This is a genomic window from Siphonobacter sp. BAB-5405 (assembly GCF_002872335.1).
Classification (GTDB): Bacteria; Bacteroidota; Bacteroidia; order Cytophagales; family Spirosomataceae; genus Siphonobacter.
Genome location: NZ_NJAG01000176.1, coordinates 1 through 911 on the forward strand (window position 1 = coordinate 1; position 911 = coordinate 911).

The following is a 911-nucleotide window of genomic DNA, read 5'->3' on the forward strand; positions in this document are numbered from 1 at the left end:
AAAAAACGGGACTTCTATCGTTAGACAGAAGCCCCAGGGTATCGATTAAGAATTCGGGGGGGTTAAAACTAAGAATCCGGGGTTAAGGGCTTAAACTCGTATCTATACTTTCAGGAAAAAACGTCGGCAACGCATACACTGGTAGTAGCGGGTACTCAAAAAGAATAACGAGTATTTGACTACTAAAGGACGCCGGCGTCTTTCCGTATCATTACAACGGCAGTTAGGACAAGTGGAGGTAGTAGAAATAAAGGCCATAGCGGAGCGGGGGAAACCAGCCATGGAAAAATCCATGGGGGCAAATTGGTTAATGGATTATTGTTGACGGGGTAGCAGAGCATTACCTGGTACAAAGATCATTAGAGCTTTACGGGCAGGCTATCACTTCATGTTTCAATTTATACTACCTGGGTAACATACACCTCCAAAAGCCGCGATTATCTTATTCGTCTATGAACTGTCTATATCGGTTGTATGGATGAAAAAGCGTAACACTGACGTTACAAATGATGCTGATGAGGTTACAGGACCGCTGATACAAAGCCGAAATCCGCGTTATGCACAGGTTTTTACTGGGTTTACTTGGATTATGGCATTTGAATGAATCTTTGAAACTAACAAATACTGCTTTCGTTTGAATAAACCCTAACGTACCAGACTATGCACCTTTGTATCAGACAAAAACAAAGAAAAGCATGGCAACAAAAAAAGTTTGGTTCGTTACGGGAGCTTCTAAAGGATTAGGCCTGGCACTGGTAAAACGCCTGTTAGCTGAAGGCTATAAAGTGGCAGCGAACTTCACGTAATGTCCAGGCCCTGCAGGAAGAGGTAAATTACAGCGGCGATGCCTTTCTACCCCTGCAGGTAGATTTAAATGATACCCAGGCTATGGCGGATACGGTGCAGCAGAT

At 43.7% G+C, this 911-nt stretch carries 1 protein-coding gene; it reads left to right on the top strand.

All coding sequences use genetic code 11. The annotated features are described in order from the left end of the window. The first annotated feature begins 695 nt into the window (after positions 1-695). Positions 696-806: an SDR family NAD(P)-dependent oxidoreductase gene (locus tag BWI97_RS28820; RefSeq protein WP_233208092.1), complete on the top strand. Its 111-nt coding sequence runs from the start codon at positions 696-698 to the stop codon at positions 804-806. Positions 807-911 lie beyond the last annotated feature (105 nt).